At 41.7% G+C, this 25,513-nt stretch carries 19 protein-coding genes; 7 read left to right on the forward strand and 12 right to left on the reverse strand.

Annotated features, from left to right (window positions below):
* Positions 1–120: 120 nt before the first annotated feature.
* From BWD42_RS14920 to BWD42_RS14930, 3 genes are all read right to left on the reverse strand, one after another.
* Positions 121–1,341, reverse strand: a complete 1,221-nt coding sequence (locus BWD42_RS14920; protein WP_139351173.1) for a hypothetical protein — start codon at positions 1,339–1,341, stop codon at positions 121–123.
* A 442-nt stretch (positions 1,342–1,783) separates the two neighbouring features.
* Positions 1,784–2,155, reverse strand: a complete 372-nt coding sequence (locus tag BWD42_RS14925) for a hypothetical protein (RefSeq protein WP_077437193.1) — start codon at positions 2,153–2,155, stop codon at positions 1,784–1,786.
* A gap of 202 nt (positions 2,156–2,357) precedes the next feature.
* Positions 2,358–2,768, reverse strand: a complete 411-nt coding sequence (locus tag BWD42_RS14930) for a hypothetical protein (RefSeq protein ID WP_077437194.1) — start codon at positions 2,766–2,768, stop codon at positions 2,358–2,360.
* A gap of 108 nt (positions 2,769–2,876) precedes the next feature.
* Here BWD42_RS14930 and BWD42_RS14935 point away from each other — a divergent pair, with 108 nt between their 5' ends.
* From BWD42_RS14935 to BWD42_RS14955, 5 genes are all read left to right on the forward strand, one after another.
* The gene (locus BWD42_RS14935; protein ID WP_077437195.1) at positions 2,877–4,175 is read left to right on the forward strand and encodes a hypothetical protein; all 1,299 of its coding nucleotides are present in this window, start codon (positions 2,877–2,879) and stop codon (positions 4,173–4,175) included.
* An 88-nt stretch (positions 4,176–4,263) separates the two neighbouring features.
* Entirely contained in the window at positions 4,264–5,952 is a 1,689-nt protein-coding gene (locus BWD42_RS14940; protein ID WP_077437196.1) for a HEPN domain-containing protein, read from the forward strand.
* A 285-nt stretch (positions 5,953–6,237) separates the two neighbouring features.
* Entirely contained in the window at positions 6,238–6,786 is a 549-nt protein-coding gene (locus tag BWD42_RS14945) for a YcxB family protein (protein WP_077437197.1), read from the forward strand.
* Positions 6,787–7,207: 421 nt separating this feature from the next.
* The gene (locus BWD42_RS14950) at positions 7,208–7,576 is read left to right on the forward strand and encodes a hypothetical protein (RefSeq protein ID WP_077437198.1); all 369 of its coding nucleotides are present in this window, start codon (positions 7,208–7,210) and stop codon (positions 7,574–7,576) included.
* Between the two features lie 2 nt (positions 7,577–7,578).
* On the forward strand, positions 7,579–8,994 hold the full coding sequence (locus BWD42_RS14955) for a PLP-dependent aminotransferase family protein (protein WP_077437199.1): 1,416 nt from the start codon (positions 7,579–7,581) through the stop codon (positions 8,992–8,994).
* Positions 8,995–9,659: 665 nt separating this feature from the next.
* Here the strand turns inward: BWD42_RS14955 and BWD42_RS14960 are convergent.
* The 7 genes from BWD42_RS14960 to BWD42_RS14985 all read right to left on the reverse strand — a co-directional run bounded on the left by BWD42_RS14960 (position 9,660) and on the right by BWD42_RS14985 (position 18,076).
* The gene (locus BWD42_RS14960) at positions 9,660–11,306 is read right to left on the reverse strand and encodes a PepSY-associated TM helix domain-containing protein (protein WP_077437200.1); all 1,647 of its coding nucleotides are present in this window, start codon (positions 11,304–11,306) and stop codon (positions 9,660–9,662) included.
* Positions 11,307–11,312: 6 nt separating this feature from the next.
* Positions 11,313–11,591: a hypothetical protein gene (locus BWD42_RS14965; protein WP_077437201.1), complete on the reverse strand. Its 279-nt coding sequence runs from the start codon at positions 11,589–11,591 to the stop codon at positions 11,313–11,315.
* 9 nt (positions 11,592–11,600) lie between these two features.
* The gene (locus tag BWD42_RS24515) at positions 11,601–11,933 is read right to left on the reverse strand and encodes a hypothetical protein (protein WP_139351174.1); all 333 of its coding nucleotides are present in this window, start codon (positions 11,931–11,933) and stop codon (positions 11,601–11,603) included.
* Positions 11,934–11,962: 29 nt separating this feature from the next.
* Entirely contained in the window at positions 11,963–14,374 is a 2,412-nt protein-coding gene (locus BWD42_RS14970; RefSeq protein WP_077437202.1) for a TonB-dependent siderophore receptor, read from the reverse strand.
* A gap of 88 nt (positions 14,375–14,462) precedes the next feature.
* Positions 14,463–15,179, reverse strand: coding sequence for a DUF4198 domain-containing protein (locus BWD42_RS14975; RefSeq protein WP_077437203.1), 717 nt, complete (start codon positions 15,177–15,179; stop codon positions 14,463–14,465).
* A gap of 587 nt (positions 15,180–15,766) precedes the next feature.
* Entirely contained in the window at positions 15,767–16,576 is an 810-nt protein-coding gene (locus tag BWD42_RS14980; protein WP_077437204.1) for an MBL fold metallo-hydrolase, read from the reverse strand.
* Positions 16,577–16,648: 72 nt separating this feature from the next.
* Positions 16,649–18,076: an L-serine ammonia-lyase gene (locus BWD42_RS14985; RefSeq protein WP_077437205.1), complete on the reverse strand. Its 1,428-nt coding sequence runs from the start codon at positions 18,074–18,076 to the stop codon at positions 16,649–16,651.
* 215 nt (positions 18,077–18,291) lie between these two features.
* On the opposite strand from BWD42_RS14985, the gene BWD42_RS14990 reads away from it, so the two are divergent.
* The gene (locus tag BWD42_RS14990; RefSeq protein ID WP_077437206.1) at positions 18,292–19,839 is read left to right on the forward strand and encodes a glycoside hydrolase family 10 protein; all 1,548 of its coding nucleotides are present in this window, start codon (positions 18,292–18,294) and stop codon (positions 19,837–19,839) included.
* Between the two features lie 117 nt (positions 19,840–19,956).
* On the opposite strand, the gene BWD42_RS14995 is transcribed toward BWD42_RS14990, so the two are convergent.
* Positions 19,957–21,663: a glycoside hydrolase family 3 protein gene (locus tag BWD42_RS14995; RefSeq protein ID WP_077437207.1), complete on the reverse strand. Its 1,707-nt coding sequence runs from the start codon at positions 21,661–21,663 to the stop codon at positions 19,957–19,959.
* A 369-nt stretch (positions 21,664–22,032) separates the two neighbouring features.
* Positions 22,033–22,575 (reverse strand): TetR/AcrR family transcriptional regulator, encoded by a 543-nt coding sequence (locus tag BWD42_RS15000; RefSeq protein WP_077437208.1) that lies wholly within the window; start codon positions 22,573–22,575, stop codon positions 22,033–22,035.
* Positions 22,576–22,750: 175 nt separating this feature from the next.
* On the opposite strand from BWD42_RS15000, the gene BWD42_RS15005 reads away from it, so the two are divergent.
* Positions 22,751–25,492 (forward strand): TonB-dependent receptor, encoded by a 2,742-nt coding sequence (locus BWD42_RS15005; protein ID WP_077437209.1) that lies wholly within the window; start codon positions 22,751–22,753, stop codon positions 25,490–25,492.
* The last annotated feature ends 21 nt before the right edge of the window (positions 25,493–25,513 follow it).

The following is a 25,513-nucleotide window of genomic DNA, read 5'->3' on the forward strand; positions in this document are numbered from 1 at the left end:
ATAGAAATAATAGAAACAAACAAGGACCTGCTCAATATAGGTCCTTGTTTGTTTATGCTATCCTTAAAAATAGGAAATCCTTTAGTAATCCATTTATTTCTTTAGTCCCCTATGCTGCGATTAACAATAGTACATACAATCGTAGCTATACAGTTTACCATCTTTGAAGGTGATGATCAGTTGCCCTGCATCGCCATTCTGAAGACGGTACACATGGGGTGCCTCGATCATATTTGCGGAGACCATATCACCAAAATGATTGATAAAATCTCTTTCAGTGTAATTGGCATCCATACGTTCATGGCCTATCACCAAGATCTCACCATCCGTAAAATATAGCTTATAGACCGTTCCAACAACCTTCTTTTTGTAATTCTCTTCAAATGCCACGATCATATTCGGGGTTTTATAATAGTATCGCGGTTCCCAGCCACATTCGGGCATATTGGGTATCTCGGCAACACGTTGCATCTTTAATTGATTCATCTGCGCATCCTTGATCTCTCCGTCCATGAGCGATACCCCTTTCCAGATAAAATGCAGGTTCAACGCCCTCATCTTTTTTTCATACGCCTCAAAATCCGGCTTTTTATCCAGCTTGCTGGCCAGCAGCAATTCAAAATCAATATCGACTTTCGGATTATTCACCCCATAGGCGGCATAAGATTCCTTCCAATAGGAAAAGGCCTGTTTTAAGTTTTTCTCTTCCCGCCAGGCCAGCTCCCGCAATCTTCCCACCTGAACCAGTTCTTTTTCTTGATCCTTACCTTTTACCGCTAAATAATCCTGCAGGACTTTATCGTAAGTCAGAGCGGAACCTAAAAATTTCAATTGCACATACTCAGGGTTCTCATGAAAATGATCGCCGATATACACCCAGCCGTCGGTATATAAAGGCACATAATCAATGCACAGCAACTCATTAAGCGGTGCTCGGCGCACAGCGGCGCTAGCCGTTGTCGGCGCCTTACGGACACGCAGTTCGGATACCTGTACATAATAATGCGGACACTGATGACCTTCAACACCGCGATAAAAATACTGTGCAGGTTCGTCCGCAGATTTTTTCCCGTCCATAAATGTCTTTAGCGGCTGCCGGTCGATAAAGCCGATATCGCCATTGCTGACCTGCACCTTATACTGCCTATTGGTCGAGTCGAGCAGGTAAATCGGCGCTTCGGTGGCAAATATCCCCAAAGGATCATTGTTCTCCCCAGCCTCCCGATAGAGATAACCCCACTTGGATGTATACACCGGCCGTTCGCCCGCTGGCTGCGCCATGCTTCGGTTCACAAAACAACTGTATAGGATACAGCACAGGAATAATACTTTTCTAAACATATAGCTTCATTTCTTTTAATAGCGATCAGACATCCATCAAAGTCGGCTAAACCTATTGAAAACCATCGCAGCGAGCAGCACAGCTCAATATTTTAGCTGAATAATAGCATTTCTGATATTTAACAAAAATAGGCAAAAAGAAGGCCAAGGAAATCACTATAATCAGCTATTTCGCGAACGTAGAATTTATCCGTCCCGATTTCTATAACGAAGTGGTTTTACTAACGAAAAATAGCTTTCCTATCTTTGCATCGAAGCATAAGTTACACAATCCCAATTTTAACAAGTAAACATGATGACAACAGCAGTATTTTCATTTGAGCACGCTGCTAATTCTTCGGAAAAAAAGATAATTGTTGTTTTAAAGGCTCTTGGGGTAAAGAATATCTCCGTTGAAGAAAAAGAATGCTCATCGGAGCTAACGCAGTATCTCTCCGGTTTCTTACTTGCGATTCAGCAGTTCCACCTGTCCCTCCAACGCGGAAATGGTCTTTTCCTGCGCCTTGATTATCTGCTCCAGTGCGGAGACCAATTGTTTGGAAACTGACGAACCTTCGGAACTGCTCGCGGCCATCTGTGGTTCAGGGCTAACGGTCTCCGCAGCGCGCATCATTTTACCTTCCCCCATCAATAGCCAGGCAGGGCTAATATCCGGATGGCGGGTCAATATCGCAATCATTGCATCCGAACTGAGGGCCGTATTTTTCTGACCGCCCTTAAAATTGGCATAGGAAAGCTCCACATCTTTAAAAAATTCAGTTTTACTGATACCCTTTTTTTCAGCGATCAGCAATACACGTTCTTTTACGTTCACAATTATTCTATTTTTAAGACGCTATTATTTTAAACCAAACCGCAAACCAAACTTCCAATTTGTGAAGGGGTTTATCTCCGCAAAAGACGAGATTCACAGACGTGTATTGATCCCAAGCGATTCAACTACTTATTCCCATGAAAAACATAGCCAATGAGCTCCGCCTCCAATAAGAAAACTCAAATTTCCCGTTAGAATCTATTTATTTCCGCAGCGATTCAATCTCATGCTCCAAAGATGACAATAATCTCTCCAAAGACATAATTGTCTTCTCTTGAGATTTAATAGTGATATTTTGAGAAGCGATCAATTGTTTTAACGTATTAATCTCCCCATTCGTGATTCTCTCCAATTCAGGTGTTAGATAAGTTTCTTCATCTTCCTTCACTAAAACGGGCTTAAGCATCTCCCCCTCTCCTCTCAATAACCATTCTGATGAATATTTGGGATATTTTTCAGCAAGATTGACTAACCACTTAGCTTGAACATCAGTATTATTTGCCAGTGCGCGTGTAAAAACACCCTTACTAGCCCCGATTGATGCTTCCAAAGCGGACACACTTATCCCCTCTTTTTCTGAAACAATCTTAATTCTCTTCAAAATAGAACTCATTTCCGAAAATTTTAATATTATAAATTTGTTTTGATGAAATATAGTTCTTAAATTAGCTTAACAGATGATAATTATAAACACAATATTTAACCAAAAACATTTCCTAGCATGAAAAATACGCAAAAGAAACTAAAAGCGAAACATTTTCGCTATTTAAGCAAGGAGTATATTGCAGATCCACTGAAATATCTCAAGGAATTCTTTGAACAAGAAACATACGTTCACTATTTTGTCAAGGATATAAACCTGCTCGTCAATGCTGCTTCAAATGCAAAAATGAATAGCCCTTATTCAAATCTGGGTTACAATACAAAAAAACTGATTACGTTTGTTGAAATAGCCTATGTTATTTTTAAAAAATGCAGTTTGAAAAAGCTAAAAAATCCATTGGACTTTTTTAAATGTGATTCCGACTATTGGAATTACGTATCAGGGGAATGTCTCAGTGTAAATGACATTGAATCGCCAGAAGATGAGATCAGCCGATTTTTCTCATTCCAATCGTTAGGACAATGGTACGAAGTTTTAGACGAAATTTGGATAAATATGAGCGATAGAAATGGCGAATTTCTGGGAAATGTAGGCAAGGAAATCCTTGCGACTAGGGAATTATTACAAAGATTGGCTATATCGCTGCATAAAATATATGAGAACAAATCGCTTCCGGACAATAGTACAAACAATCAAGAAGAGATTGAAAGTGAGAAAAACCAAGACCAAACATCTTTGGAACAGACCGACAACATAAAGACAAAAGAGGGATCCTTCGATGACGCAGTAGAAAACGAAATATTTAGTCTAAAAAAGCAAGTTACCTTACCGCCCTGGTTAGCGCCTCAGCCTTTTTCAATAAAAGCAGTTCAAGACTTCTTTTCTCACGGATGCCTCGATAGATGGAAGGAACATATAAAATACTGGCATAGAGCAGCCATCACAGAAAACTGCTTTTGGTCTGTGGGCCAAGAAAGCCCTTACTACGGTGGATCAACTCTATTATTCAATTATTCCTGTATCTATTCCCTACTAGAAATGTTTCGTAATGAAGCCGATTTAAGAAAGATCGACTATGTAGCCAAAGATCCAAATCAACAAATACTCATCCGTGATACAGCGACAATTACCGTTGTAAACAACGATGATAAATTTCATCTAAGCCACACAAACACTGAACAACTCGAAGATCTATTTCTTTCCATTGCCAAGTTGATCAATCAATACACCAAAATAGAATGGGACGAAATCTTATATGACTGGTTAGAATATGGATTATCTAAAGAAGCATACGCCAATGAAGACTTTTCAAATCAAACTTTGCTTATTTACGATATTTTGATCAACATAGTTGAACTAGCTTATATACTAGCATACGAAAATGAGATTGAAATATTAGATACTGTAGCTAATTAAGAGCACTTTCACTCCGAAAGTCGACTTGCTCCTAAATTAGGACAATAGGCGATAGACTAACCAAATAACAACAATACACCAATCGATTATGAACACCGAACTCACTCCAATCATCGAAGCTATCCTTCGCGCTATTGCCGTCGATGAAATCTATCACTGGACGTATGACCACGATGGCAAGAAATATCAAATACTTCAGATTAACCGCTTGTCAAATACAGCAATTCGATGTATAGATCCTCTCGGCGCGATTAACAAGATCATCAAGAATCACCCAGACCTATACGTCAAAATACACTTCACCCATGAGATACAAAAGAAACTCGACCAAGGATTGGGCCGTACCTATCTTATTTATCAATCAGAAAATCGCATTTATCAAAATCCTGTTCAAGAAATACCACTTGTATTACCCAAATATGCTCCAGCTGAGGTTATCGAAAGAACCAGATCATATATCGATCAAGAGAAAAGTAAAATCAGATCGTTTATAGATGGACACTTTTTCTATCTGGATAGCAACAACCATGCACACGCAGCCTTTATGCTCCATCAGGCCATCGAGCTCTCTCTAAGAACCGCAGAAAAGCTTCTCTTAAACGATGAAAGGAAATCACATTCACTTAGAGGTACCATAGCCCATCTCAAAACTTTTGACTCTAAATTGGCCAAATTGACAGACAGCGAAGAGGGAAAAAAAGCACTTGAAAAGATTGATGAGGCCTATGTTGGTTATCGTTACAATCAAGATTATACGATCAACAAAAGTCTATTAGAAACAGCTTACCAAATTGCCATAAACGCTTTAAACTGGATCTACGATTACTCCAATCTTTTATTCGAAGAAATCAGAGAAAAACTTAGCAAGAAAGAAATTCAGCACAAGGAGATTGAAAAATCCAAAAATAACATTGTTATTTACAACACAAATAAATGTAACAGTAACTACCGCGATCTAATATTAAATACGCTGGAGTTATATTGTTCCCCTTCCCTAGTTGCCTGCTTCGGTTATCATTCTGATCAACATAAGTACAATAGCCCGCTCCAAAACAATAAAGAAGACCAGATAACGCATGCTTACTACCTCTTTATTGCCTATGACAGCCTAAATACAGACCTCGCCAACCTACAACAAAAGACAATGGATCTGCTGCCGAAAAATGTGTCACTGACCTTGGTCACTGAAGAGACAGCACACTTTATCAAAAAACTTTCCAAAGGCCATCCCTTCTTCTTATCCCTCATAAAAGTCGGTGATATCTGGTTCCAAAATACAATAATCGAAAATATCAACCCTGACTCTATTGTCGCTCCTCAACTTGACCTGGATTATGCACGTCAACAATGGCGAAACCGCTACAATAACGCCCGCTGCCTTTACTATGCTTTTGAAGAGGATTGGTCTTTTGGAGTTGAAGCCGTATATCATTCGCTATCACAAGTTTTAGAACAAACCTGTCTCGGTGTTATCAATACAATCCTTCAATACAAACCTCAAACTGTTGGGCTCCCCTTTTTAATGAATCTTTGCCGATTAATTGTTCCGGAAGCACACGCGACCTTTTGCCTGAACAACAGCGACCATGTTAAACTGTTTAAAGAAATTATCAAAGCCCAACAGGAATTTAGATATAACGCGAACTATAAGGGAGATCCATTCGCCATTATAAGATTACAGGAACTTACAAAGCTGTTTATCGAAAGATGTAACGAAGAGATGGAAGATTATTTTGGGAAAATTTCAAGCGCTATTCAGGTGGAGAAAATAGAATAGATACCTATGTACGTCAAGCTACATTTAGTCAATCTCGGAATCTAAATCCTACCACCCCATTCACTGAAAGTAATGCTTTTTAGTGAATGAACTCACCAAAAAGCATTACTTTTGGTGAATAGAATGATTCTTACCAAGTTTCGCCAAGCACTAGAAGCTCGTTCAGCGAGCAATCCCAACCCAATATTATCGGTTTTCCGCTGCTGCAAAAAACAAAACATGTCAAATTATTTGCAGATAATCGGAAATATTCCGATTATCTTACCAATTTAATACATTTAAATTATGAAAGAACTTCAACTAACCCTTTCCGAGCAAGATCAACTGGATGCATTATTGTTCAGCATGTCCAAATCACCCCAAATCGTCAAAGCACGCAAAAAATCAAGATTCATGTTTATGCTGCTCATGCTGATACTATCCATTCCATTTTTCTACTATGAGCGTCCACTGGCAATTTTGATTATCATAGTTAGCGTAATCGCCTTTCTTTTCTTTCCGAAATATCTCGGGATATACTATAAGCGCTATTTCACCAAATATGTCAAAAGCCCCGAATTCCAGAATCGAATCGGTATTCTACACACAATCAGCTTTGAAGATAATTATCTCCAGATCAAAAGCAAACAAATGGAGTCCAAATATCAATACGATCAGTTTGAATATATGACCGAAACGGCTTTCGCTTTTTTTATCAAACTGAAAATGGCGGATCAACTGTTTTTCCCAAAACAGCAGATCGAAGATACCGCCGAATTTAAAGCTTTCCTGACAGCGCTCAGCCAACGCCTTCATATCGCCTATCAGGAGGAGCTGGACTGGAAATGGAAATAGGTTCGAAGATGCTGCAGCGTCCTCGCTATTGAGCCAAAGCGCTGATATCTTTGATTTCCAATATGTTTTTCACATTATCCCGCTCCACGGCATGAATCATCGCCCGTCCCACCTCATGCAGGGACAACACTGCCGAAGGGGCGAAGAATTTTGAAGGTATTCCAATAAAACACCTTCTCCGACCATCCCTGTGGCCCCTGTTATTATAACTTTCATCGTGGTTCGGATTAAATAACAAGCCCAAAGGGTTCCAACTATTATTATTTCCCAGACCATATTATAAATATCTTAAATGGGCCTTAAAAACCATCCATTCCCCGTCATATTTTTTCACTTTTTCATCTGTACCCTCATTTCTATTTGATTCTGTACCTCAAATCCGACCTGTACCCTTTCTAAATTAGCAAAAAGATTTATTGCCATGTCGACTACAGCACATCAATCGTATTCCATCAGACAGGTTGCTCTCTCTGATCTCTCCCAACTGAAAAAAGCTCATCCCGAAGTGAGCAGCAAAAACCTGTTGCGCATGCCTTTTCTCTTGCTTGCACAAAACGAGGAAATAGCAGCTGTTTCTTCTGCTATAGTCTCCGAAAACAACAACCTTACTGTTGAAATTTCTTATCGAACCGAAGTTTCCGAAGACTTATCAACGGTATTTAAGCGCAAAGCGCAGGCTTATTTCGAACAGCAGCTGTTAAATATGTTTGGCGACGAAGAATCACTAAAAAGGGGAATCCGTTATTTTCACGATTGGGTAAATCCAAGCGGAAACAGTAAATTAGTGTAAACATGGAACAGCAACAATTATATAAGAAAATTGCGAACATCGTAGAGAACCAGATCAAAAATGGCTCTTTGACCTACGGAGATCGTCTACCTTCTGTCCGTAGTGCACAGAAATTGTATAATGTAAGCTTAAATACGGCAAAAAATGCCTACATGGAACTTGAGAGTAGATCCCTGATCGAGTCACGACCTAAATCGGGCTTTTTTGTCAGTCTGGCAGGACAGCGCCGGATGTCTATCCCCTCCGTTTCAACTTTTAAGACTGATGAGAAGAAACAGGATCCTGCGACATTGATTGATAAAGTTTTTCACTCCCTGGAGGATAAGGAGATCACACGATTCTCTCTCGGATTGCCCAGTTCCTCGTTACTTCCGATTCAGAAACTCAATAAATGTATTCTGGAGACGGTTCACGAGCTGCACGATTACGGCGATCAATATGGTCAGGTACAAGGGAGTCCGAATTTGCGTAAAGAGATCGCCAAATGGTCGCTCGTACTGGAAGGAAAGATCAGTGATGAAGATCTGATTATCACCTCCGGAGCCATGAATGCCATTTATAGCTGCCTGCGTGCGGTGACCCAACCGGGAGACACCATTGCCGTGGAAAGTCCCCTATATTTTGGCTTTATCCAGGCGTTCAAGTTATTGGGATTAAAAACCATTGAGATACCGACCCATCCCATTACGGGCATTGAACTGGACGCGCTGAAAAAGGTGATCCATAAAATCGATGTATGCTGCTTTGTTTCCAATTTCAGTAACCCCTTGGGTGCGCTGATGCCGGATGAACATAAAAAAGAACTTGTCAAACTGCTCGCTTTCCATCATATTCCATTGATTGAAGACGATCTCTACGGAAATATTTATTTCGGCTCTTCGCGTCCCAAACCCTGTAAATATTTTGATGAGGAAGGCCTGGTCATGTGGTGCGGATCTGTCACCAAGGTATTAGCACCAAGTTTTCGGATCGGATGGGTCGAACCCGGACAATACAAAGACAAGATCCTCAAACAACGGTTGATCCAGACCATCTCGCAACCAGCTATCTATCAGGAAGCGGTGGCCAAATTTCTAAAAATCGGTCGTTATGACCATCACCTGAATACCTTTAGAAAGAAGTTGTATAGCAATTATATCAATTTTAGAAAAAGTATCGAGGCTCATTTCCCGGAGAATACAAAAATGTCACAGCCCGAAGGCGGATTTATGCTCTGGCTGGAAATGGATCCAAAAATTGATTCTACTGTACTATATGATTACGCACTGAAACAGAAATTGAGCTTTGCGCCAGGCCGAATGTTTACACAACATGATCAGTTTAAAAACTGTATCCGGCTGAATTATGCCGTCGACTGGAACGAAAAAACCGCGCATGACCTGATGCGATTGGGCCGATTTTTTAAAGCTGTCATTTAAATGAATCCCTGTTAACCTCGTTATCATCACTTGACAAAGATATCTATCAGACAGTCGGGAGCTATTCGGTTATGATTCGACTGTGCTTCGGCGATTGTTTGATTGTTATTCGGCTACGCCTCGTATCCGCTTCGAAACAGCAAGAAGACAGAGACGGGACTGCTTCGGGATTTGTCCGACAATTCTTCGACTGCTGTTCGACTGTTCTTCGACTGCGCTTCGGCAAACCTTCGACAAACCTTCGACAAACCTTCGACAAAATGCCGACCAGCTGCTGAAGCTTTGCCGAATAAAGGGTTAACCTGGGGCGAATTTGTCCACTGCCTGTCTACCGCTTGTTCGGGCTAGCTCTGGCTAAACCGTCGGACCTCATTGCAACAGTGTCCGAACACATCCCAACCATTGTGCAATGCGAAAAATATATCACGGATGCCTTAGACACATCTCAGATATGCTTAGGGGCTGCTTTATTCAAGCAGCCCTAAGCATATATTTTACACGACGGAATGGATACCTTCCCAACGACAATCAATATATGACCTGAAATCAAATTTGCTCTGAGAGCTTTCGCCGCATTTACCTGCGAAAGCTTAGCGTACAAATTCGCAAAGGAGGTTAAAAAAATCGCCAAAATAATGAAGGCGTCCTAAAAGGACGCCTTCTAATTACTGAATGTTCTGAAAGAACTTTTTTGTCTTATAAAAGGCCAATAGCCCAATAATACCGATCATTAACCAAAGAAAATCGACAACAAATAGGTCGCGTTGTCCATTCACAAATGTTTTCCAAAACCAATTATGGGTGACCAGACCATTGGCTATAGGAATAATAAACGCGAGGATACTGCCGACCAATAGCGTTTCGCGGTTTGTCCTTCTTATACTCCGGCGAATGATATAGTAAAGTGACAGAACCAACCATGCATAGAAGTAGACCTTATAGATAAAATCCTGATCAACTTTGGGACTGATCTTAATGGCAATAAATGTTATCGCTGTGACCGGCAGCATCGTCAAACAGATCGCTGTAAAGACATTTGCGGCCCAAAAATTGAATTTGCGTTTCCTTGGGATGACATTGTTTTTATTCCGCGCAACCAACCAGATCAGAATTCCCGAAATTATAACCAAACAGCCCATGACGCCTAAGATAAAATAGACCATTTTGAGTGGATATCCACCAAAGTCACCATAATGCAGACGATATATAATGCTTCGTACGTAGTCACCATAGTTTGCTCCCGTCAACGGTGATTTCTCCTCAATAATTTTATTATCGGCCACCTTCACGGTCAGTATCCCGGATCCGGCAAAGCTGCTGTTATAATGCGGTTCGAGCAACATGATAACATGCATATTGGAATCCGCATAGTTTTTTACAATAATACGATGAAACTCGCTTTCCGGCCACTTGGTCTTCGCCATATCTAGAAAGGGAGCGATTTTCACATCGCCATTCAGGGGTTTATAACTATACGCATAATCCTCATTGGCGGATACACCAATATCCTGATACATTTTTTGCTGATCCCCCGCGTACAGCAATTTGCTGAAGGGGAGCGCCAGAACCGAATTGACGATCAGAAATGTTCCCGTCACAGCAAAAATAAACTGAAAGGGAAAGCCGATCACCCCCAGGGCAGTATGCATATCCGTCCAGACAGTTTTCCATTTACTGAATGGTCTAAAAACAAAAAAGTTGGATACTAATTTATCCCAATGCAATAATAGACCTGTTATCAATGCAAATAAAAAGATAAAGGCGGTAATTCCTGCGACGAGATACCCGAATGGGGCTATTCCTACGCTAATAGGTACTTGATTGAGCTGGGCCAGAAAATGTAAGCGGAATAAAAACTCGCCCATATCATAGTTCTGCGCATAGTCCCCCACTTTTTGATTGACAAAATTATAGGTAAAATTTTTCGAGTCATCATCGCCACCTCGCCGTCTCCGGCCTTTCTTTTTCTCCGCTTTCTGTTCAGGCGTTATCTTGGATAAATTTTCCTTGTTGAGTATCGTGTCGTTTGAAGCCGTGTACCCCACATAAGCAGAAGTTGCCTCCCGGTGCATATAAAAGTTAATATCACGTCCGTGTAGGTTAGTTTCTCCCTTTAGGGAATCCAAAAGCTTGTCAAAACTTTGATGATCTTCCTTGTAAGTTGCATACGAAGCATTATTTTGCCAGGCTGCAATTTCATTTCTAAAGAATGCAAAAGAGCCCGCGAAAAATATCACATACAGCAGCGCGCAGATGATAATACCGCTTATGGTATGGGTATTAAAATAGATATTGTAATTTCTGTTGTTCATGATCGATTACATCTTTAACAAATAAGGCAACGAAAACACTGCTGCGAGGAGTATATAAATCCCCCATATTTTCCATCCGCTTTTGGAAAGAAAGGCCAGGAGCATCAGCACAGCCCAAAGGAGATAACCACTGATCCCGGCGGTCATAACAACATCTTTTTTATCAAAAAAGCTGGTCAGCAATACATGAAAAGAAAGCATAACCACATAGCCACCGATAAATCCGGCGGTAATCTTCAGGAATCGTTGAAAGGGCGAACTCAGGTATTTTTTATTTGCTGGCATAAGAAATCTTTAGCATATCAAAAATTCGACACAGAGACTCAGGGCGTACAATCCGAATACCCGGTAGCCTGTTAAATAACGGTAAGGGTTCAATAGAACGACCAGGCTCATCATGCACATGACGTAGGCAAAAAAAGCAAAGAATCCTGCGCCGAGCCCCTGTAGATAAAGAATAATCCCAAATGGGAGTAGCAGCAACACCATACTCAAGATGCGCACAGAATGTGTCTGCGCGCAAAGTTTTTTTAACCATTCGGGCCTATGCTGGAACTTCACTTTTTTACTGCAGTTGTAAAAAAGGTAAGCGCCAATAAGTATGATTATTAAAAGTGTGCTATACATCGTATAAATAATTTAATAAAGTCGCTCAATTAAAACTTGTAGGTTAAACCTAGGCGGAAGTTGCGTCTTGCCTCGACGATGTAAGTATAGTACATAACACTGTTCTCAATTTTAGCATTTTTCGCAGTTGTTGATCCGGCAGTCATTAGCTTCCGGTTGTCCAACAGGTTGTTGACCATAAGCGAGATATTATATCGGTTGTGTTGATAGCTAATACCGCCATCCGTGCGTAAGTAATTTTTAAAATTAGACTCTTTTGTGGCGCCAATAGCGCGATCAAACATCCCCTGAACACTCCCAATAAAACCAACACCTTTTAGTGGGCCTTTTTGCAAACGATAGGTTACCCATGCATTCGCAGTATGCTTTGCGGTATTAGGGGTTATATTCCCTATATTTTCTGGTTTAGTATCTTTTGAAATTTTAGAGTCAGTCAATGCATAATTCGCATTGACATTTAATCCCTTAACAATTTCACCCGTGATATCAAACTCAATTCCTTTGGTCGTTGTCTCACCCAGCTGCATCATGAAATAACCCCCGCCATTGGGAAGCGGATGGTCAAAGTCTGTAGCTGTTGCATTCTTGCGTTTGATCTGATAAGCACTTAATGTAGATATCCATTTTCCGCCACCCCATTCCTTCTTCACACCTGCTTCCATACTATTGCCGCGTATAGGCTTGAAAGCATTGCCTTCCCAATCAGTTCCCGGTACAGGTACAAAGGACTGGTCAAACAGGGCGTAAACACTTGTTGAAGGAGTCACTAAATAGTTTAATCCTACACGTGGGCTCCACACCTTATCCTTTGTGGGATCAGCCCCTGTTTTTGAAACCACACTGGATGAAGTAAAACGTAATCCCAAAGATAATTTAAGGCGATCCGCAAGGAATGCCATCTCATCATGTACATAAAAGGATGTATAGGACGAACTTGTCACATAGGCTTGCCCTTGTGCCCGTTCTTTAATGTCCAAGGTGCGGTCAACTTTGGGAAAGACAGATTCCGGAATACCATAAACAGGATTATAAACATTTAAAGGATCACCGGGGATGCTTGGCAACAATGAACTGAAATCACCCCAGAATTTTTTATTGCCATAATCCACACCTGCCAGTATCCGGTGTCTAATACTTCCTGTCCGCTCTTCACCATTGAAGGAGAACTGTCCAAATTTATTTTCACCATGCTCATCAGCTGTACTATAATAGCGCGGCATATCCCCTGCCGCTGTCATATAGTTCAACCAGGTACTGGTTGCTTTCATGTCGAAATTAAAATAAGCTGCCTGGGCGTGGAATTTCCACTTTTGGCTAAGTTTTCGATCAAAATAGAGATAGGCGCTATGGTCTCTAAGCTTCCCAGGCTCCATCCCCGGATCACCGTAGAAAAAGTCGTTGGCAATCCCTGGGTCGGCAAAGCCCTTGGGCGAAAAGGTATAATTTCCGTTGCTCAGGTAAGAAGATCCCTGAAAGGTGTATTCTGCCGTGATAGCAGTCAGCGAATCGATATTATAGGTCAATACCGGAGCGATGACAAGACGATTGCTATTATTGTATTTTGTAAAGAACTTTTTCTTCTGCCCTGCTACGTTCAGACGATAAAGCAACTTATTGTTTTTGGTAATTTTTCCATCCAGATCCACAGCCCCACGGTAGAGATCAAAACTTCCGGTATTAAGGGTAACCGATCCTTTGGTATGACCTGTTGGCTTTTTGGTTACCACATTGTAGAAACCTCCCGGCTCTCCGCTGGCCAACATAAAACCAGCCGGACCTTTGACAAACTCAATACGTTCGATCATGCTGACATCTTCAGCAGTAGGCCCCCAAGAAGCTTCGATGTTCATTCCATTACGAAAGGCAGGGATCTTGGATCCGCGCATACGTATATTGGCATATTGATTGTCCCAGTGCCCCTGACGTGTCGCGCCACTGATATTACGGGTGATCCCGTCGACAATATCAAAAACCTGCTGGTCAGCCATCAAATCCGATGAGACTACCTGGATATTTTGTGGCAATTCCAAGATAGGCGTCTTTAGACGCAGTGATCCGGATATACTGTCAAATTTATAATTTTGATAATATTTTCCATAAACGGCTACTTCATCAATAGCCTCAGACTGGTCACTGAGTTTAATTTCACCCAAATGACTGTCTTCACCGCTGAGGACCGCTGTCATCGTCTGTTTGCTGTAACCAAAAGCTTTGATCTCGATGGTATATGTATTCGCCGCGAGTTTATAGAAAATAAAGCGCCCTTCAGCATCTGTACTGGTGGTCACGCCTGTAGGCGATAGTTTAATTGTTGCACCCGAAATAGGTTCGGATTTTTCATTGACAAGGATACCGTCAATCTTCAATTTGCTCTGCGCCTGTGCCACAGAAAAAATTGAGCTGATCATCGGAATAGCTAGAAAGGATAAAGTTTTATTCATGTGTATTTCACTGGTAGATATGTGATAAATGGATTCATTTTGAATGTGAGATTTAAAATGAATCCATCTGATTTGTAGGTATCAATTTTTATTTTACTTCAAGAAAGGTTGTACTTCCCTGCCAAGATGATGCGTAGGGTTTTCCCTCATGCTCACCTGCTTTCTCAACAAATGTGCTTGCTTCGAGTACGTAAGCACCTGACCAGAGGGCATCAAATGTAATAATACCATTGGCGTCAGCTACAAACTCTTTTCCCCAGCCTGTGGACGAGAAAACAGATACTTTGGCATTGGGAACGACTTTCCCTTCGCTGGTTATCTTAGCCTGGAGGCTAGCTCCTTTTTTTGCATCGGCGGAATTGAGCAACTCAACCTGCAAGGGATTTTTTAATGTACTATAGTCCAATTTGCTTGATTTGCCAATAACAACGGGCATTAAGGAAGAAAACTCATATTTTGTCTGGCCACCTAGATCTTTCGGTGCCTTGACGATCGATAAAAAGTAGGTTCCTTGTTCGGTCGGTTGGAATGAACCACTGAAATGGTCGCCTTTATTGGTCAATTGCACTTGAACAGGCGCTTTTCCCGGAACATATAATAACAAGGTGAAATCCTTTACATCAGAATACCATTTTTCAATCTGATCTCTTTCATTGGTCACATATTCACCATAATAGACTTTTACCTCATGCGACTGATTGACTGTACCGCGAGGAGCGGATTCTATCCAAAGTGCGTGAGCGGAACTGCTGTTACAGTAGAACAATACTGTAAGGAATGTAAAGAGCGAAGTTAAAATTTTCATAATATGTTGATTGATGCGTCTAGTTTTTCAACTTATTATGGAGGAGCTCACAGATAAAAAAAATCCGGTTAACGAATAAAACCGCAAATTTCGTTATCTTGCAAGTTCTTCCATATCCTATATCGGAAGCAACCGGAGCAGCGAGCTGCTTCAGTCGGCTAAAGGCAGTTGCCGCTGTCTTTAGCTTTTACACCATGTGATAGATTGCCGTCTATTGCATGGTGTCTGTTTTCAATCCAACCTGTAAATCTTTTTCGAATAATTTAGACTGATTAAAAACAAAGCAAATATAAAAGGAATTATTTGGATATCAAGTATATTTTATTTTTTTCAGTTTTGAGGTTTTCATTGACCTTTTGTTAAATCAAGCTGTAAAACAAAACTTACAAAACCCGAATCAAATAAATCAGTTGGCCTACATATCGGGCAGCTTCCCTAGGCTGTCCCATATCGGAGCGGTAGCAGATTGCTGAGCGTGAACAGTCTGTCATTTAGCAGCAACCATAGCAGACCGGAATCTGCAATAAAAGTGAAAATAGGGATTGTCTTTATTTAGGCTGACGGGCGCTTTAGAAACAGCGCTTAGTTTAATTATCCAGGACAGCTGTAGCTGATAAAACCACCTGTTTCTTTAAGATGTGGGTAATGTCAAACAATTCCGTTTCCTGGTACCGCGTGGCCACATGAAGTTTGATATTCCCACAATGGGGTTCAAAAGTCGCATGAACGAGATCGACCGTATTATTTTCACCGGAAAGATGCGTTAAGATCAGATGTTTGAGACGATCGGTTTTATATTGGTTGAATAGTTCAACCGCAACCCGATTCGAAAGATGCCCCCATCCGCTGCTGATCCTGTTCTTCAAAAAATAGGAATATCTTCCGGTACGCAACATATCCTCATCATAATTGGATTCCAGCAATAGGATATCGGAATGTTGGATCACATGCTGCACATTTTCACAGGGCCGCCCGATATCGGTCAGCACACCTATATTATGAACGCCATCCGAGACAAGGAAGCTACAGGGTTCTTTTGCATCATGATATTTGGGAATCCCATAAATTTTTAACCCTCCTATTTCAACTTCCTCATTGGACGCAATGATATTGACAAGGTGGGGCGGCAAGTGTAGTCTGGATCCTTCATAACTTCCCTTTGTGATATACACGGGTAGATTGTATTTTTTTGCAAAAACAGACAGTCCTCGGATATGATCGGAGTGTTCGTGCGTAATAAAAATTGCTTTAATCTGGGTCGGAATGATCCCGAGATTGTACATCCTGAGATGGATATGTTTACTGTTGATGCCAGCATCAATCAAGATAGCCGAATCATCTTTGGCGATATAATAACAGTTTCCATTACTCCCGGAGGCGATTGCACAATATTTCATTCGCGTATACTATTTATGAATATATATTCTACTGCAGCAAAGATACAAAAAACAAGAGCACTCAGTTGAACCTTAACATTCCGGCAAACTCAATGGGATATTGACCGCCAAACCTCCATCTGCTGTTTCTTTATATTTGGCATTCATATCCAAAGCGGTCTCCCACATGGTTTTGACCACGGTGTCCAAACTTACTTTGGCTTTGTCGGGATTTGACTGCAAAGCCAGCTGAGCTGCCGTAATCGCTTTTATTGCCCCCATGGTATTGCGTTCGATACAAGGAATCTGTACCAGTCCCCCGATCGGATCGCAGGTCAATCCGAGGTGATGTTCCATGGCGATCTCTGCCGCCATCAGCACCTGCCGTTGTGAGCCACCCAGTACTTCTGTCAACGCACCGGCAGCCATTGCTGAAGAGACGCCAATTTCGGCCTGACAGCCACCCATAGCGGCTGAAATGGTTGCATTCTTTTTAAAGATGGAACCTATTTCCGAAGCGGTCAGGATAAACTGTACAATTTTATTTTCCCGCATCCCATCATGGAAAGTAATATAATATTGTAAAACTGCGGGTATAACCCCTGAAGCACCATTGGTGGGAGCGGTAACCACACGCCCGAAAGACGCATTTTCTTCGTTGACGGCAAGTGCAAAGCAGCTTACCCAGTCCAGGATATATTGAAAATTCTGCCCACCTTCACGAATGGCCATTACCCATGATTCATAATCTTGGTAGCTACGCCCCTGCATTAATTTCTTATTTAATTTTGCAGCTCTGCGTTCCACATTCAAGCCTCCTGGTAAAGTACCGCCAGTGTGACAGCCACGATAGATACACTCGTAAATGGTTTTATAGATATTCAGGACCCCAGCAACAGTTTCACTTTCCTCCCGCCATGCACATTCATTTTCAAGAACAAGTTCGGATATTTTCAAGCCGGTTTTCATGGTCCAGTGCAGCAGTTCCTGTGCGGTATCCACCGGAAAAGGGAGATCTACTTCGGACAATACGCTTTCAGTATCATTTTCCTGAACGACAAATCCACCTCCGATTGAATAATAGGTCTCCGTAATGGCTTTGCCATTTGACAGGAAAGCCTGAAAAGTGACCGCATTTGGATGGAAGGGCAAACTCTCTGTGTACAAAAACAGCAGGTCTTCCGGATAGGAAAATGGGATCGTACGCTCACCCGCAACCTCCAGTTCGCCTACCGCTTTGATATGCGCTACCTTTGGTGTCACCTGATCTACATCGAAGGTAACTGGATCATCGCCGCTCAGTCCGAGCAGAACAGCGATATCTGTACCGTGTCCGGCACCGGTCTTGGCTAAAGATCCATAAAGCAAAATCTTGACCTGCTCCACCTCATGCAATACAGCTCTTGTCTTGAGAACATGGGTAAATTGCTGGGCTGCACGCCAAGGTCCTAAGGTATGCGAACTGGATGGTCCGATACCAATCTTAAACATATCAAAAACGGATATTTGTTCTTTGCTCATAATCTTTATTGTTGCGGTCAGCTCGCTTTTCCTAGCTTTTGTGAAAACCGCATCTAAATTAGCACAAATAAGTGTACAATGTTACCTGTATTTGTATTATTATCAATTTGAAAACCAAGCTGACATTCTTTTAACAAGTATCCAACAAACATCTTACATTTTTTAGGGAAAAAGTAAGAAATGCTTCCCTATCTTTGTTGGCTACTATTTATAGAATGACAGGAAAAACATATTTATATTCTTTTTTTGCCTTTTTTGTCTGTTTATTTTCGACTAGAACATATTCCCAACAAATACCCAAGCGAGAGTTTCGTGGTGTATGGGTTGCAACCATAGGTAATATAGATTGGCCTTCGGTCAGAGCGGGCAATAATGTTGCCCAGCAAAAGCAGGAATTTATTGATCTTTTGGACCAGCACCGCAGTGCGGGGCTAAATGCCATTATTCTACAGGTACGCCCTGCAGCGGATGCTTTTTACGGCAAAGGCCGTGAACCCTGGAGCAGGTACCTGACCGGGAAGCAGGGACTGGCTCCGGCACCATTTTATGATCCTTTAGAATTTGCGATTGCGGAGGCACACAAAAGAGGAATGGAATTGCACGCCTGGTTCAACCCCTATCGGGCCTCAACCACACTCAATCCTGCACATTTCTCCGATGATCATATTACCAAACGTCATCCCGAATGGTTCTTTACTTACGCCGGAAAAAAGCTTTTCAACCCAGGACTACCGGATGTCCGTAAGTATATCATCGATGTCATTATGGATGTTGTAAAGAACTATGATGTAGACGGGATACACTTTGACGATTACTTTTACCCTTACCCCGATAGCCGGAATACAACCGTACCGGATCAGCTGACTTTTGCCCAGTATCATAATGGCATCGAAAATATTGAAGACTGGCGACGCAATAATGTGAACATGCTTGTACGTGACCTTGGTATCGCGATCAAAAGAATAAAACCTTATGTCAAATATGGCATCAGCCCATGTGGCGTATGGGACAATAAGGAAAACAATAGCATCGGTTCGGAAACACGCGGGCTAAGCGCTTATCGTGAACTCTATGCGGATGGCGTAAAATGGATGCAGGAGGGTTGGATTGACTATATCAATCCACAGATTTACTTCCCCTTTAAAAACCGTGCAGCCGCCTATGAGGTGCTGGTATCCTGGTGGCAGCGACATACCTATGGTCGGCATTTTTATGTGGGGCATGGAGCCTACCGCGTAACAGAGAAAAAGACGGGGTGGACTGACAAAAGCCAGATCCCCCGACAGGTGCGTCACCTACGCGAAGAACATGATGTCGAAGGAAGTATATACTTCAGTTCCAAATCGCTCATGGACAATTTGGCGGGATTACAGGATTCCATGCGAAATGACTTGTATCGTAGCCCCGCTTTGCCCCCCACAATGCCTTGGTTGGACAGTATTCCGCCCAATGCTCCTTTCGGCTTGCTCGTCAAATCATCCGCCAACGGAAAAATGAATACACTTTTTTGGCAGAAACCGGATGTGGCCAGTGACGGTCAATCGGCCTATGGCTATGTTGTCTATCGATTTGTCGTAGGTGAGCGCGTCAATATCAAAGATCCGGGCAAAATCATCTTTATCACATACGATGCCGATAAACTCCAGTATACGGATGATGACATCAAACAGAATCAACGTTATAAATATGTAGTCACCGCAATAGACCGGATGAAAAATGAGAGTCGTCCTTCTGACAGTCGGGAGGAAGATGGGGAGAGCTAATCTTCGTCTGAACGATCGGCATTGACAAAACATAAGAAGAGCCCTTCCAGATCAGAATGCTGATAACAGCAAGCTGCTCCGGAAGGGCTCTTTTATTGGTGTGATTTTAAGGCGATCTTATTTGCCCTGTCCGTATTTGAATTTTTTATTGATGGTAACAGGCAATTTTCCTTTAGGGACATTTTGCCCCAATAAGGTTTTGGCAGCAGCCTTTTGCATAAAAGCATCATTTTGATAAGCCAGCAAAATTGTCTTTGCTTTCTTGGATGCTTCTACGCCATCTAACGCATATACATTTGTAAATAGGGTCAAGATGGATTTCTTTGCAAATTTTTTCATCAGCTTCTGCACATTTTCATTTAGCTGCATGGTCGGGCGAGGACGTAACCGCGTGTCGTGGACAGCGATGATGAATTGTTTGTTTTTCTTGATTTCCTTCACCAGACGTTTCATATCATCTTTGCTCAAGCTGTCTGGCACAAAATACTGTGTTTCATTTGTCAATCCCGCTGCCAGTTCGTTCTGGAATGTTTGATTGGCAGCAACACCGACATTAATAATCGCTGTAGGTAGATCCTTTTTAAACGATTTCAGTTTTTCCGTCGAATTAAGGGCTGTAATAGCAGCATCGGATAGTTGATCAATCAACTGAACTGCAGATGCGCGATGCAAGTCAGCATACAGATTCTGTTGTGGGGTTGCCCGGTATTTATCCAAACCTAGCCATAGTTTAGCTGCCAGTACTCTTTTCACGCGTGCATCGATATCTGCCTGCGAGATCCGACCCGATTCAATTGCTTTCAAAATAAGGTCAATAGCGCGTTTGCTATTTTCGGATACCTCAAGCAGATCATGCCCTGCCACAATGGCCTGAACATCGGCTTCTCCATTCGGAAAGAATTTTTTGACACCCTTCATATCCATGGCATCAGTTACTGTTAAACCCTTAAAACCAAGTTCATTCCGCAAAAGATCTGTAACGACTTTTTTAGAAATCGAAGATGGCATATTGGGCGTATCATCCAAGACAGGGATATTCATATGCGCAACCATAACTGCTGGCGCACCCGCTTTAATAAGTTCTTTGAAAGGGTAGAGTTCCAACGTATCTAATCTGGTTTTATCAAACGGAAGTTTAGGCAGGTCATGGTGTGAATCGACATCTGTGTCACCGTGTCCCGGGAAGTGTTTAATGGAAGCCAAAATACCACCATCCACCATACCGTCCATATAGGCTTTTGCTTTTTGGGTGACATTATATTTATTGTCGCCAAAAGAACGAATACCGATGACCGGATTTTTGGGGTTGTTATTGATATCCACATCTGGTGCAAAATTAAAATGCATACCGATACGGTGAAAATCCAGCGCAACCTCACGTCCCATGCGATAGATCAATTGATTGTCCTGCACAGCTCCGAGTGTCATCTGATAAGGGAATGATAAAGTAGAATCCGGCATACGCATACCTAGCCCCCATTCGCCATCAAATGTGACCAACAAGGGCACTTTGGATACAGACTGATAACGATTGAACATATCCACATGCCGTACGGGACCGCCCTGAAAAACGACAAGCCCCCCCAGTTGCTCATCCTGAACAACCTGTGCAACGGAATCAATATATTTCTGACCGAGATTGGTATGCGCGCGTACAAGGAACAACTGAGCCACTTTTTCCTTTGGTGTCAAGGTATTAAATACGGCATCCACCCAATCATGCTGGGAATTGATGTATTTTACAAAATCTTTCTTGTCCTGTGCTTTCGCAATGGATAACGCACCGACCAATGCCAATAGGCCCAGACTGAATTTTTTGAACATAAATTAGTTTGTATAATGTCTTAAATAGAATACTAATAACGCTATTATTTTGGATAATATGAAATTGTTTTTGCAACAATTTTATTAAAACACGCAACAAGACGCATTTCAAGCGCAACGAAAGGAAATATAATGATCCTATACCTGAGAACTACTGCCGGATATACCTGTTGTCTATTGTTGATTTTGTTAAGAGCTGGCTTCGGGACAAATCTGATTATGGACTTGATTGGTAATGAATGCCAGCTATAGCTAAGTAGCTGCAATAAGCTTAAGCAAGCCTAAAATACCCAAGAGTAAAGACAAACGAAGTATCAGCTGTAAGCTTAAACAACCAGAATCTAAATACTCATTACTAAATACTAGATACTAAATCAAATTATACTTTTTTTCGAGGAACAGCGTCAATTCCATAACATGATCCAATTCACCGATGGCCTCTTTTTTCCACAGCGTATCAATGATCAATAGAAGGAACTGTGTTTCTAATTCAGGATTTTCATATCCTAATTCTTCAAAAGCACGATGGATAATCGGCTGTACCGGTTTCATAAACTGTTCATGCTGCTGCTTGGAAAAAGGATGATGGGACAGTCTTTCCTGCAATTTCCAGAATATGGGTTCGGCACTGACCAACTTATTGGGAAGGTTGATCATGGTACGCAAAAAATCTTTGGGTTCACGATAGGTCATCATCCCACGGTGATGGGTAAGGACCTTGCGATATCCGGATTTAACCAGATAGACCAAGAGTGCATCTTTGTTACCAAAATGTTTGAATATCAAAGCCTCAGAAACGCCTGCGTTCTGTGCTATTGTTTTGGTAGACGTATTGGTATAGCCCTGGTCTGAAAAAAGCAGCAATGCTTCTTTCATAATACGCTCTTTTCTACTCAAAACACTTTCTTTCATATACTATGCCGTTCAGTTGATTTCTAATTCTACTGCAAATATATCTAATCTTTCCGTTCAGTTAGGATTATTGTAACTAAAATGATAGTAATTCGTATCAAATAGTCGCATAAATTTGACAAATAAAAAAAACAACCAATAACAAAGCCTAAAACCACGCATACATCCCCAACCAATGAAAATCAAAACCTGGACAATTGTTATCCTTTCGCTTAGTTTAATGCTATTAAAGATGAATGCTTTTGCCCAGCAATATATATCTGGGAGGCTCATGGACAGCAACGGTTCAAAACCAATTTCGGGAGCCAATGTAACGATCATTGCCTTAAAAGACTCCAGTAAACTGCAGACACCAACGGATATCTTAGGCAAATTTGCCAGTGCAGCACTTCCCAACGGTGATTATCTGATTTCGGTACAGCCAATGGGTTATACAGCAGATATCCGAAAGATCAGATTGGTTGGTAAAACCGTCGAGGTCAATTTTAAGCTCAACAGCTCGGAGATCGTGCTGGATGAAATCAGCATCTCACCGACGAGTGTACAGGTAAGGGGGGATACCTTAGAATTTGATGCAAAAAAATATATCACACCTGAATTTGCAGATGCTGACGAGCTGGTCAAGCAGATCCCGGGTGTTGAAATTGACGAAGACGGGAATGTAAAGGCGCAGGGAGAAGCCGTAAGCAAGATTATTATTGATGGCCGTGAATTTTTTAGCACTGATCCAAAAGTCGCCCTTAAAAACTTACCTGCCGATGTGATTGCTAAAGTCCAGCTCATTGATGACAAAACCGAGCAGGCGAAATTCAGCGGATTTGACGATGGCAAACGGATGAAGGTTATCAATATTGTCACCAAGCCGGATAAAAGGAAATCTTATTTTGGCAAGATCAGCGGCGGAGCTGGCCCAGACAACAAATATGCTGTAAATACCCAAGTCACCAAAATGAATCCAAAGCGTCAGTACTCGATAGATATCAACACTAATAACGTCAACCAGCCCAATGGTTTTGCACCACGCGGCAATACGCGCGGCCGTACCGGACAGGGCATCACAACACGCTTCAATGCCGGATTTAATTATCTCGACCGCTTTTTGGCAGACCGCATGGATTTCAACGCCAATTACAGCTACAACTATACCGACAATAATACCATCAGCCAAAACAAAACTGAATATACTGCCGGCAATAGAGCCAACCAGATCAACAATCAACAGCAATCTGGTAGCACCTACACAAACAATCACGCCTTCTCCATGCGGGCAAACTGGAAAATAGATTCTATTCAAAAGTTGGACATTCAGCCCAATTTTTCCTATCAGAGCAATAATAGGCATAGCAGCTCGCTGGGCAGTACCTTATTAAACCTGAGCGAAATGCTTAACCAATCCAACAGAAACAACAGCAGTTTTGGCGAAAATTTCAACTGGGGCGGGGATCTCACCTATATGCGTAGGCTAAACAAACCGGGACGAACGATCAGCGTCAATATGAATGGATCTTTCAGCACAAACAAGGCAAACGCCGCAAACTACGCTTTAAACACGTACTACAAAAATGGGGACTTCAGTCGAATGGACACCGTAAACAACCGCAATTACACCATCGGTGACAATAATGGTTTTCGCACCAAAATTGCCTATACCGAGATGTTAGGCAGATACGCACGTTTGCAGGGAAACTATACTTTTCGGAATACAGCACGGTATTCTGACCGTAAAACCTATGAATTCCTGGCAGAAACCGAGCAGTTGGGCGAATTGAAAAACCGTCTCTCGAACGAATTCCGCAATGACTTTGTTTACCACAGTGCGGGGGTATCTTATTTATTCAATAAAAAAGATAGCATACGCTTTCAGGTCGGATTGGATTATCAGACCGCCAATCAGACAAATGACAAGTTATTTCCGAACAGATTGAAAACAGAAAGTCACTTCAACAGTTTACTGCCAAATTTAAACTTCCAGTATAACTTCACTAAAGAAACCCGTATTGAATTGCGCTATAATGCCAAAACGAATACACCTGCTATTGAACAGTTACAGGATTTTATAGATAATCAGAACCCACTGCGCATTACTTCGGGCAACCCGAACCTAAAACAGGAATACGACCATAACCTGGTCATGCAGTTCAGGTCTGTCAATAAGGCCTCGGGCCGAAGTTTTACATCAGATTTTACAGCGGATTTTATTCAGAACAAGATTTCAAACACCATCTTTACAACTGATTCGGCATTTACCATTGAGAACGATGTCATACTGGGACCGGGAGGGCAATATATCAAACCCGAGAATTTTAACGGCGTATACAATCTAAAATGGCATAATAGCCTTGGTTATCGCGTAGAACCTTTGAAATTGAATATCAACCTGAATAATAATCTCTATTTCAACCAGAATTACACCTTGTTGAACCTGGAAAAAGTAGATGCAAAAACCTACGGAATCAATCAACGTGTCGGCGTGAACACCGCTTTCAGCAGGGAGCTGATCATCGGATTGGATTATAATGGAAATTTAGCCTATTCAAAAAATTCGGCAACTGAAAAATCCAATTACGCTGTTTATAAACACAGCATCAGCAATTCCATCGCATTGACATTATGGCAAAGCTGGACCTTAAATTCGACGTTCAATTACTTATATAACGGAAGTATCCTAAACGCGCCCAGCACGACAAGTTTGTTGTGGAATGTTTCTGTCGGCAGGAAGATGTTCAAAAAGAGAAATGCAGAGATCAATCTAACGGTTTTTGATATTTTTAATGACAATAAAAATGTCAATCAACAGGTCAACGACCTCTGGGTGCGGGTATCCCAATCCAATGCAATCAACCGCTACGCCATCTTGAGTTTTACCTACCATATCCGGGGTATGGGCGGGAAGGCTAATCGAATGCGAAAACAATAAACATCCTCCACGTGGAACAAG

The organism is Sphingobacterium sp. CZ-UAM, from assembly GCF_002000245.1.
In the GTDB taxonomy this organism is placed as follows: Bacteria; Bacteroidota; Bacteroidia; order Sphingobacteriales; family Sphingobacteriaceae; genus Sphingobacterium.

Coding starts and splice junctions, on each gene's coding strand:
- BWD42_RS14945 (WP_077437197.1), top strand. CDS start 6,238: ATGAAAGAACTTCAACTAACCCTTTCCGAGCAAGATCAACTGGATGCA.
- BWD42_RS14920 (WP_139351173.1), bottom strand. CDS start 1,341: ATGTTTAGAAAAGTATTATTCCTGTGCTGTATCCTATACAGTTGTTTT.
- BWD42_RS14960 (WP_077437200.1), bottom strand. CDS start 11,306: ATGAACAACAGAAATTACAATATCTATTTTAATACCCATACCATAAGC.
- BWD42_RS14940 (WP_077437196.1), top strand. CDS start 4,264: ATGAACACCGAACTCACTCCAATCATCGAAGCTATCCTTCGCGCTATT.
- BWD42_RS14990 (WP_077437206.1), top strand. CDS start 18,292: ATGACAGGAAAAACATATTTATATTCTTTTTTTGCCTTTTTTGTCTGT.
- BWD42_RS14965 (WP_077437201.1), bottom strand. CDS start 11,591: ATGCCAGCAAATAAAAAATACCTGAGTTCGCCCTTTCAACGATTCCTG.
- BWD42_RS24515 (WP_139351174.1), bottom strand. CDS start 11,933: ATGTATAGCACACTTTTAATAATCATACTTATTGGCGCTTACCTTTTT.
- BWD42_RS14930 (WP_077437194.1), bottom strand. CDS start 2,768: ATGAGTTCTATTTTGAAGAGAATTAAGATTGTTTCAGAAAAAGAGGGG.
- BWD42_RS14975 (WP_077437203.1), bottom strand. CDS start 15,179: ATGAAAATTTTAACTTCGCTCTTTACATTCCTTACAGTATTGTTCTAC.
- BWD42_RS14980 (WP_077437204.1), bottom strand. CDS start 16,576: ATGAAATATTGTGCAATCGCCTCCGGGAGTAATGGAAACTGTTATTAT.
- BWD42_RS14955 (WP_077437199.1), top strand. CDS start 7,579: ATGGAACAGCAACAATTATATAAGAAAATTGCGAACATCGTAGAGAAC.
- BWD42_RS15005 (WP_077437209.1), top strand. CDS start 22,751: ATGAAAATCAAAACCTGGACAATTGTTATCCTTTCGCTTAGTTTAATG.
- BWD42_RS14995 (WP_077437207.1), bottom strand. CDS start 21,663: ATGTTCAAAAAATTCAGTCTGGGCCTATTGGCATTGGTCGGTGCGTTA.
- BWD42_RS14985 (WP_077437205.1), bottom strand. CDS start 18,076: ATGAGCAAAGAACAAATATCCGTTTTTGATATGTTTAAGATTGGTATC.
- BWD42_RS14950 (WP_077437198.1), top strand. CDS start 7,208: ATGTCGACTACAGCACATCAATCGTATTCCATCAGACAGGTTGCTCTC.
- BWD42_RS14935 (WP_077437195.1), top strand. CDS start 2,877: ATGAAAAATACGCAAAAGAAACTAAAAGCGAAACATTTTCGCTATTTA.
- BWD42_RS14970 (WP_077437202.1), bottom strand. CDS start 14,374: ATGAATAAAACTTTATCCTTTCTAGCTATTCCGATGATCAGCTCAATT.
- BWD42_RS15000 (WP_077437208.1), bottom strand. CDS start 22,575: ATGAAAGAAAGTGTTTTGAGTAGAAAAGAGCGTATTATGAAAGAAGCA.